Source organism: Devosia sp., from assembly GCF_034675085.1.
Classification (GTDB): domain Bacteria; phylum Pseudomonadota; class Alphaproteobacteria; order Rhizobiales; family Devosiaceae; genus Devosia.
Genome location: NZ_JAUCDN010000142.1, coordinates 1 through 8,233, shown reverse-complemented (window position 1 = coordinate 8,233; position 8,233 = coordinate 1). Strand labels below are relative to the sequence as shown.

Below are 8,233 nucleotides of genomic sequence, written 5' to 3'. Positions count from 1 at the left end.
TTATTGGAGCAATTGGAGACGAGCACCGGCAGGCCATAGGTGCGCCCCCAGGCCTTGACCAGATGGTCCGAGGCCGCCTTGGAGGCCGAATAGGGGCTGGAGGGATCATAGGGCGTGGTTTCGGTGAACAGCCCCTCGGCGCCCAGCGAGCCATAGACCTCGTCGGTCGAGACGTGCAGGAAGCGGAAGGCGTCGCGCCCGGCGGCGTCCAGCGTGTCGAAATGGCGCCGCGCCGCCTCCAGCAGCGTCGCCGTGCCCACCACATTGGTCTGCACGAACACCGCCGCCCCGGTGATGGAGCGGTCGACATGGCTCTCGGCGGCCAGGTGCATCACCCGGTGCGGGCGGAAGCTGGCAAAGGCCTCTTCCATGGCGCGGGCGTCGCAGATGTCGGCCTGGAGCAGGGCATAGCCCGGCTTGCCCTCGACCGCGCGCAGCGAGGCCAGATTACCGGCATAGGTCAGCTTGTCGACGACCAGGACCTCATAGCCCTTGTCGTTGACGAGGTGCCGCGTGAGCGCTGAGCCGATAAACCCCGCTCCCCCGGTAACCAGAACGCGCATATGCTCTCCCTATGAAACCTCGATATCGGCGAGCCTGGGCAATTGCCGGTCCTTGGCCGAGAGCAGGGAGAGGTCCACATCCAGCGGCCAGTCCACCCCGATATCCGCATCATCCCAGGCAATGCCGGCGTCGCTCGCCCGAGCGTAGTAGTTGGTGACCTTATAGCCAACCAGCACATCGGGCTCCAGCGTCATGAAGCCGTGCAGGAACCCTTCGGGTATCCAGAGCTGGTTGCCCTGTTCGGCGCTCAGCGTCACCCCCACCCATTGGGCGAAGGTGGGCGAGCCGGGCCGGATGTCGACGGCCACGTCGAAGATGGCGCCGGCGATGCAGCGCACCAGCTTGCCCTGGGCGAAGGGGGGCTTTTGGTAATGCAGGCCCCGCAGCACGCCCCTGGCGCGGGAAAGGGACTGGTTTTCCTGGACAAAGCCGGTATCGGCGACATTGGCGCGGAACCAGTCGTCGCGGAAAGTCTCGCTGAAATAGCCACGCTCGTCGCCGATGCGGGAAGGCACCACCTCGATGACGTCGGCAAGGCGTGTTCTGTGTAACTGCATCTGATGCCCGAGAATATACGGCGGCTTGCGGCGACTCTATGGTCGATCTCTTACAGGCGCCTTAACGGGGGGCGGGGCTCAGAGGCCCGATCCGGCCAGCAATTCGCGGCGCAAGGTGAGCAGCACGATCTTGATGTCGAGCCAGATCGAGGCGTTCTGGAGATAGGCGATGTCGTGATCGATACGGGCCCGGGCGGAAATGCCGTCGCGGGTGGGGCCGCGATAGCCATTGGCCTGCGCCCAGCCGGTCAGGCCCGGCAGCGCCTGAAGCCGCAGGTCGTAATAGGGCACGAGGTCGCGGTAGAGCATGCCGCCGGCGGTCATGCCCGCCACATGGGGCCGGGGCCCGACCAGCGACATCTCGCCCCGCAGCACGTTCAGCAATTGCGGCAATTCGTCGATATTGCTGGCGCGCAGGAAGCGGCCGATGGGGGAGACGCGGGGATCGTCGGCCACCGTCTGGGTAACGCCGGACGCATCGCAGGCCAGCTCATGCATGGAGCGGAACTTGAGCGCGCCGAAGGGGCGGCCGCGATAGCCCTCGCGCATCTGCACGAACAGGACCGGGCCCGAGCTGGTCAGTTTGATGGCCAGGGCCACGAGCAGGAAAAGCGGGGCGAGAAAGACCAGCGCGGCGGCGGATATCACGATGTCCATGATGCGCTTGGCCAGGCAATAGGCGGGGCTGAACGGGGCGGGCGCCACCGGCCGGCCAAAGGCCAGGGCCATGGGCAGGCCGCTGGCCTGGACGATGCCGCCCAGCGGGGCGTGGCCGTCGCCGCGGCGAAGGGCAAGGGGAGCCTGGGCGAATTTCGGCTCGATATGAGATACGAAGAGATCACTCATGTTGCGCACTCAACCTATTATCCGCTCAACTCTCGAACTGAAGTCCAGGTTACCGGTTCCTTAAGAAAATCCAACCTTCTTGTCGAGTTGTCGTAAATATCGCCAATTTTATCCAGTAGATGTTTTGTGAATACTTGCCGCGTCGCGCAGAATGACTGCGCGATCCGGTATTTGTAGTTATAGGAAGGCCCCGGTCTGCTCGGGCTTTCGGCTGAGCCCCGAAAGATCAGCCCGGCTGAGTGGGGCTGGGAGCGGGGCCGATGGAGCCCGATTCAGGGAGCAGCAGCTCGAACAGCGCATCGATCTGGCGGCGGAACACCGCGTCGGCCTCATTGGCTGCCCAGACCTCGCCGCGCAGCGCCTGGAAGGAGGTATTGGCCTCCGCCAGCTCGACGGCGCCGACAATGGCCTGCGCATAGATGTTGATCGCCGCCTCGCAGGCGGGGACGGTGCCGTCGGGAAGGGTGCAGCTGGTGAATACGGCATTGTACTGGGCCGTATAGCCGTTCACGGGCGCGGCGGCGGCGGGCGCGATCGCCATCAGCCCCAAGGCTCCCATCGAAACCAGAATTCCTACCCGTTTAAGCATTACTGCCCTCTCGATCACGGCAACAATTCGCTGCGCATGTTTATCTGGAAATGCGGGGATGAGTTAACACATTATTAATTTCTGGCGCAACTCGAGTCTTAAAGATTTGGTAAACACAGGCGAGGTGCCTTTATAGAAAGACTCGCGGGAGCGGCCGGCGAAATCTGTTCTTGGAAGTGCCGGAGCGGGGCGAGGCAGAAGCCGGCCCCGGCGCAAGACAAAAGAAAAGACCCTCCGGCAGGAGGGTCTTTAACTAGAGCGGTGCTGCGCCGGATAGAAAGTCTAACCGGCGATCCAGCGATTGGGATTTGCCGTAGACATCGAGCGGATGGTGTAACCCGAGGCCCGCAGTGTCTTGACGCTATTGTTCAGATTGTCGAGCACATAGTCGCCCTCGCTGGTCTTGACCACCAGCACGGCATGGGGCTCGCCGCGGCGCGTATGGGTATAGGCGATGCGCAGGGCACCGGCCGAGACGCCCTGGCGGATCAGGGTGCTGCGCTTGGTGAGCACATAGTCCTCGCAATCGCCGCTGGCCGGGTTGACCTCCCACACGTCCGCCACGTCGCGCTGCGGGCGGATTGCGCGGTTGACGTGGACATTGACCTGCTTGAGCACCGCCATGAGGTTGGGCGTCATGGTCACCTGGCTGCCCCCGCTTCTATTGCTGGCGCATTCGCTTTTGTTCTTGGCGCAGAAAAATTGCATGGCCAGGGGGGTCACCGAGGCGGTGCGGGCCACCAGATCGGGCGTCGACACCCGGGCGGGATCGGCAGAGGCGGCTGCGCCGCCGGTCATGCCCAGGCTGGCGGCCATGGCCAGCCCCGTCAGCATTGCTGCGAATTTGATGTTCATTTGCGCCATCTCCTGATGAGCTTTCTGCCCTCAGAATGCGCGCGGCCGATTGCTGCCGAATGGGAAAATTCGGTACAATTTTATTCAAATGCCGAAAGAGACTTCCCGGCTGTGCCCTTCATAGGCGATGGCGTCCAGCCAGGCGTTGAAACCGGCATGGCAATTGAACTCAAGCTCGCCTCAAATTTGAATCAAGAGCGGCCGGTCAGCCTTGCGTGCCCACCGATGGCGCCGGCTCGGGGGCGTATTTGTTGAGCAGGCCGAGCTGAGTCATGGAGAAGACCACGGTCAGCGGCATGATGCCCCAGACCTTGAAGGCCACCCAGATATCGGTGGAGAAATTGCGCCAGAGCACTTCGTTGATGATGGCCAGGGCGACGAAGAACAGGCCCCAGTTGAGCGTCAGCTTGCTCCAGCCCTCGGGGCGCAGCTTGTAGACGTCGCCAAAGACATATTTGAGCAGTGACTGGCCGAAGACCAGCCCGCCCAGCAGCACGGCGGCAAACAGCGAATTGGTGATGGTGGGCTTCATCTTGATGAAGGTGTCGTCCTGCAACCACAGCGTCAGCCCGCCAAAGACCAGCACCACCACGCCGGTGACCAGCGGCATGACGGCGATCTTGCGCAGGATGATCCAGCTCAGCGCCAGCGAGAGGACCATGGCGCCCATGAACCAGGCGGTGGCCACGAAGATATCGGCGCGGGCATTGGCGATGAAAAACACCACCAGCGGACCCAGCTCCAGCCCCATCTTGATGAGCTGGGGGCGGGTTTCGTCCCAGTTGATCTCATGGGCGGGCGCGGTCTTGTCGGTCATGGCGTCAGGCTTTCGGTTGGGCAGGCGCAATGTGATGGCAAGCGCCCCCATATGCAAGCGTGCATAATCCGCAAGCGTGGTGGGATTGGGGCCGTCAGCCCTCCCCCGCAATGGCGCGGGCGAAATCGGCGGCGGTGAAGGGCTCGAGGTCGCCCACCCCCTCGCCCACGCCGATGAAATGCACCGGCAGGCCGAATTTTTTGGCGATGGCCACGAGAATGCCGCCCCGCGCCGTGCCATCGAGCTTGGTCATCACCAGCCCGGTGACGCCGGCGCGCTGGCCGAAGATTTCCACCTGCCGAAGCGCGTTCTGCCCGGTGGTGGCATCCAGCGTGAGCAGCGTCGCATGGGGCGCGGAAGGATCGACCTTCTTGATGACGCGGATGATCTTTTCCAGCTCGCTCATCAATTCATCGCGGTTCTGCAAGCGCCCGGCCGTATCGATGATGAGCACGTCGCGCCCCTCGGCCCGCGCCTGGGTCACCGCGTCGAAGGCCAGCCCCGAAGCGTCGGCTCCGGCGGGGCGGGCAATGACGGGGGCGCCGGTGCGCTGGCCCCAGACCTGCAATTGCTCGATCGCCGCGGCGCGAAACGTGTCGCCCGCCGCCAGCATGACCGATTTGCCCTCGTCGGAAAATTTCTGCGCCAGCTTGCCGATGGTGGTGGTCTTGCCCGAGCCGTTGACCCCGATCATCAGGATGATGAAGGGCTTTTGCGCGGCATCGATCAGGAGGGGCCTGGCCACCGGGGCGAGCGCTTTTTCCACCTCGCCGGCGAGCACGGCGCGCACCTCTTCACCGCTCACATCGCGCTCATAGCGATCCTTGCGCAGCGTCTCGGTGATGGCCAGGGCGGTGTCGACGCCCAGATCGGCCTGGATCAGCACGTCCTCCAGCTCGTCCAGCATGGCGGCGTCGAGCTTGCGCTTGGTGAAGACCGCGCCGATGGAGCCGGTGAGCTGGTCGGAGGAGCGCTTGAGGCCGGAGGCGAGCCGGGCAAACCACCCCTGGCGTGGTGCCTCCTGCGGGGCGGGTGGCGGGGGCGCGGCAGGGGGGGCAGCCAGTTCCTCGAGGTCCTCGACGTAATCGGGCGTGGTCTCGGGAGGGCCGGGAAAGGGCACGGCCTCGGGCGCCGGCACCGCGTCATGGGGCGGCTCGGGGGTGGGCGGCACCGGATGGGGCGGATTGTCAGCGGGCTCCGGCCGCGTCTCGGGCGGGGCTGGTGTGTCGGTGGCGCCGAAAAGGCGCTTGAAAAATCCCGGCTTCCTGTCGGTCATGGCCTCTTCCTTTTGTCGGCTCAAGCCGCCGCCTCGTGCAGGGCTTCTCCCGTCAGCCCGTCCGCGCTCGTGCCGGTGATGCGCACATCGAGCAATTGCCCCGGCGCGGTGCCTTGCACGTGAACGGGCACGAACTGCTCGCTGCGACCCAGGCCCTCCTGCTCGATCAGCACATGCTCGATGCCGCCGAGGCGGCTGGCGCAGAGCTTTTCGAATTGCCGGTCGCCGGCGGCGCGCAATAGCGCCGCGCGCTCGCGGGCGACGCGCCGGTCCACCTGCGGCATGCGCGCGGCGGGCGTGCCCTCGCGCGGCGAATAGGGAAAGACATGCAGATAGGTCAGGTCCGCCTCGGTGACGAAGGCAAGCGTATTGGCGAACATCTCGTCGGTTTCGGTGGGGAAGCCGGCGATGATGTCGGCGCCGAACACCATGTCGGGCCTGAGGCCGCGCAGCTTGTCGACGATGGCGAAAGCGTCGGCGCGCGAATGGCGGCGCTTCATGCGCTTCAGGATCATGTCGTCGCCCGATTGCAGCGACAGATGCAGATGCGGCATCAGGCGAGGCTCGGAGGCCACCGCCTCGTAAAGGGCGGGGTCGGCCTCGATGGAATCGATCGATGAGATCCTGAGGCGCGGCAGGTCCGGCACGTGCCTGAGAATGGATTGGGTGAGCTTGCCCAGGCTGGGGCTGCCCGGCAGGTCGCCGCCATAGGAGGTGATGTCCACCCCGGTCAGCACCACTTCGCCATAGCCATTGGCGACGAGTTTCTTGATCTGCTCGACCACCGCCCCCATGGGCACCGAGCGCGAGGGTCCGCGCCCGAAAGGGATGATGCAGAAGGTGCAGCGGTGGTCGCACCCGTTCTGCACCTGCACGAAGGCGCGCGCGCGCCCGTCCATGCCCTCGATGAGGTGCCCGGCGGTTTCGCGCACGCTCATGATGTCGTTGACCTGCACCTTGTCGTTGAGCGGCACGCCGAAGGCCATGGGCCGGTAGCTTTCGGCCTTGAGCTTGTCATTATTGCCGATGACGAGATCGACTTCTTCCATGTCCCCGAAGCTGCGCGCCTCGGTCTGGGCGGCGCAGCCGGTAACGATGATGCGGGCTTGCGGGTTGTCGCGGCGGGCCTTGCGCACCGCCTGCCGGGCCTGGCGCACGGCCTCGGCCGTCACCGCGCAGGTATTGATGATGATGGCGTTGTCCAGCCCGGCCTTTTCGGCCTCGCTCTTCATCACCTCGGCTTCATAGGCGTTGAGCCGGCAGCCGAATGTCACGGTCTCGACGGCCATCAGGCCGCCGCCCCGTCGCGGGTCCAGGCGCCGCTGGCCGGATCCAGTTGCCCGGTCCATTCCAGCTCCGCCGGGCCGGTGAGGATCACATGGTCGTCGTCGCGCCATTCCACCGCCAGATCGCCGCCGGGCAGGGTGAGCGTCGCCTTGCGGGCGGTGCGGCGGGTGCGCGCGCCATTGACCAGCGCGGCGCAGGCGGCCGAGCCGCAGGCCAGCGTCAGCCCGGCGCCGCGCTCCCAGGTGCGCAGCACGATGCGGTCGGGCGCCAGCACCTGGGCGATGGAGATATTGGCGCGCTCGGGAAAGAGCGGGTGGTTTTCGAGCAGCGGACCGAAACGGTCCAGCGCATAGGACCACACATCGTCCCTGACCCAGAAGGTGGCGTGCGGATTGCCCATCGACAGGACCGAGGGCGAATGGAGCACGGGATCGTCGATGGGGCCGATCTGGAGCTCCACCTGGCGGGTATCGGCGAATTCCTCGTTGAGGGGAATGTCGTACCACGCGAATTTCGGCGTGCCCATGTCGATGCTGATGCGCCCGTCGGCGGCCCGGTCTCCCAGGACCAGCCCGGCCACGGTCTCGAAGGAAAAAGCGGTCCGGCCGGTCTGGGCGCTCAGCGCCTCGACCACGCAGCGCATGCCATTGCCGCAGGCCTGGGCCATGGAGCCGTCGGAATTGATGATCTCGACATAATGGTCGGTGCCGGGGGTGCGGGGATCGTGGATGGCCATGATCTGGTCGAACCGCGTGCCCGGCGTGGCGTTGATGGCGATGGCGGCCTGCGCGCTCACCCGGTCGGGGCGCCCGCGCATGTCGGCGACGATGATCTGGTTGCCCAGCCCGTTCATCTTGAGAAACGGTGCGCCGCTCACTGGCTGCCTCGCAAAGACGTTTGAATTCGGCCTCGGGCCGGAACAGCGGATTGCTCCGCTTTCAGCCCCCTATATGGCCGATGCCGGCTGGAATTGCCAGTGGCGGCGCGGTCGCGGGCCGATGGATAAAATTGCGGGAATTTTGGCAAGGATCCATTAGCCTTACCGCTTCACCAGCCCAAAAGCTTGTTTCCACCCGGCCTTTGCAGTGCGCTATCCCCAATTCGACAGGGGACAGGCGGTCCCTGCTTTCCAAGGAGCCCGGCGCGATGAACATGTCCATGCTGACCGACCAGATCATTACCGACTGGCAACCGCATTTCCCGGCGCTGTTCGGCAATCATTCGCTGGCGCTGAGCCATAATCTGGCCAATTCCCCGCTTTTTGGCGACGAGGCGCTGGCCGATCTCATCGAGCGCTCCCCGCGCGAGGCCTATCACGTCAATTATTCGCAAAAGACCCCGGGCAACCCGCCGCGGCGGCGCGAGGGCGAGATCAAGGGGCTGTCGGGCCGCGAGGTGCTCGATGTGGTGCGCAAGGGCAATATCTGGATCAACCTCACCGC

9 protein-coding genes and 1 pseudogene are annotated in these 8,233 nt (G+C 65.1%); 1 reads left to right on the top strand and 9 read right to left on the bottom strand.

The window, feature by feature from the left end:
- The 9 genes from VDP82_RS10370 to dapF all read right to left on the bottom strand — a co-directional run.
- Positions 1–563: dTDP-glucose 4,6-dehydratase (locus VDP82_RS10370; RefSeq protein WP_323014771.1), on the bottom strand; the 563-nt coding region annotated here is incomplete at its 3' end.
- Positions 564–572: 9 nt separating this feature from the next.
- Positions 573–1,121 (bottom strand): dTDP-4-dehydrorhamnose 3,5-epimerase, encoded by a 549-nt coding sequence (gene rfbC, locus VDP82_RS10365; RefSeq protein WP_323014770.1) that lies wholly within the window; start codon positions 1,119–1,121, stop codon positions 573–575.
- Positions 1,122–1,199: 78 nt separating this feature from the next.
- Complete coding sequence (locus VDP82_RS10360) at positions 1,200–1,967, bottom strand: sugar transferase (protein WP_323014769.1); 768 nt, start codon at positions 1,965–1,967, stop codon at positions 1,200–1,202.
- 226 nt (positions 1,968–2,193) lie between these two features.
- Positions 2,194–2,508 (bottom strand): hypothetical protein, encoded by a 315-nt coding sequence (locus VDP82_RS10355; protein ID WP_323014768.1) that lies wholly within the window; start codon positions 2,506–2,508, stop codon positions 2,194–2,196.
- Between the two features lie 330 nt (positions 2,509–2,838).
- On the bottom strand, positions 2,839–3,411 hold the full coding sequence (locus VDP82_RS10350; RefSeq protein ID WP_323014767.1) for a transglutaminase-like cysteine peptidase: 573 nt from the start codon (positions 3,409–3,411) through the stop codon (positions 2,839–2,841).
- A gap of 205 nt (positions 3,412–3,616) precedes the next feature.
- Positions 3,617–4,228, bottom strand: coding sequence for a septation protein A (locus VDP82_RS10345; RefSeq protein ID WP_323014766.1), 612 nt, complete (start codon positions 4,226–4,228; stop codon positions 3,617–3,619).
- Positions 4,229–4,322: 94 nt separating this feature from the next.
- Positions 4,323–5,504 (bottom strand): signal recognition particle-docking protein FtsY, encoded by a 1,182-nt coding sequence (gene ftsY, locus VDP82_RS10340; protein ID WP_323014765.1) that lies wholly within the window; start codon positions 5,502–5,504, stop codon positions 4,323–4,325.
- Between the two features lie 20 nt (positions 5,505–5,524).
- A complete protein-coding gene (gene mtaB / locus VDP82_RS10335; protein ID WP_323014764.1) occupies positions 5,525–6,793 on the bottom strand; it encodes a tRNA (N(6)-L-threonylcarbamoyladenosine(37)-C(2))-methylthiotransferase MtaB in 1,269 nt (422 codons plus the stop codon).
- Positions 6,793–7,644, bottom strand: a complete 852-nt coding sequence (dapF, locus tag VDP82_RS10330; protein ID WP_323014772.1) for a diaminopimelate epimerase — start codon at positions 7,642–7,644, stop codon at positions 6,793–6,795. The genes mtaB and dapF overlap by 1 nt, the downstream gene beginning before the upstream one ends.
- Positions 7,645–7,937: 293 nt before the next feature.
- Here dapF and VDP82_RS10325 point away from each other — a divergent pair.
- Positions 7,938–8,233: pseudogene (locus tag VDP82_RS10325) on the top strand (hypothetical protein); the annotation flags it as partial.

What these genes read in the sequence shown, in the direction of transcription:
- mtaB (WP_323014764.1), bottom strand. Translation starts at nt 6,793, where the DNA reads ATGGCCGTCGAGACCGTGACATTCGGCTGCCGGCTCAACGCCTATGAA.
- VDP82_RS10345 (WP_323014766.1), bottom strand. Translation starts at nt 4,228, where the DNA reads ATGACCGACAAGACCGCGCCCGCCCATGAGATCAACTGGGACGAAACC.
- VDP82_RS10360 (WP_323014769.1), bottom strand. Translation starts at nt 1,967, where the DNA reads ATGAGTGATCTCTTCGTATCTCATATCGAGCCGAAATTCGCCCAGGCT.
- VDP82_RS10355 (WP_323014768.1), bottom strand. Translation starts at nt 2,508, where the DNA reads ATGGCGATCGCGCCCGCCGCCGCCGCGCCCGTGAACGGCTATACGGCC.
- ftsY (WP_323014765.1), bottom strand. Translation starts at nt 5,504, where the DNA reads ATGACCGACAGGAAGCCGGGATTTTTCAAGCGCCTTTTCGGCGCCACC.
- dapF (WP_323014772.1), bottom strand. Translation starts at nt 7,644, where the DNA reads ATGAACGGGCTGGGCAACCAGATCATCGTCGCCGACATGCGCGGGCGC.
- VDP82_RS10350 (WP_323014767.1), bottom strand. Translation starts at nt 3,411, where the DNA reads ATGAACATCAAATTCGCAGCAATGCTGACGGGGCTGGCCATGGCCGCC.
- rfbC (WP_323014770.1), bottom strand. Translation starts at nt 1,121, where the DNA reads ATGCAGTTACACAGAACACGCCTTGCCGACGTCATCGAGGTGGTGCCT.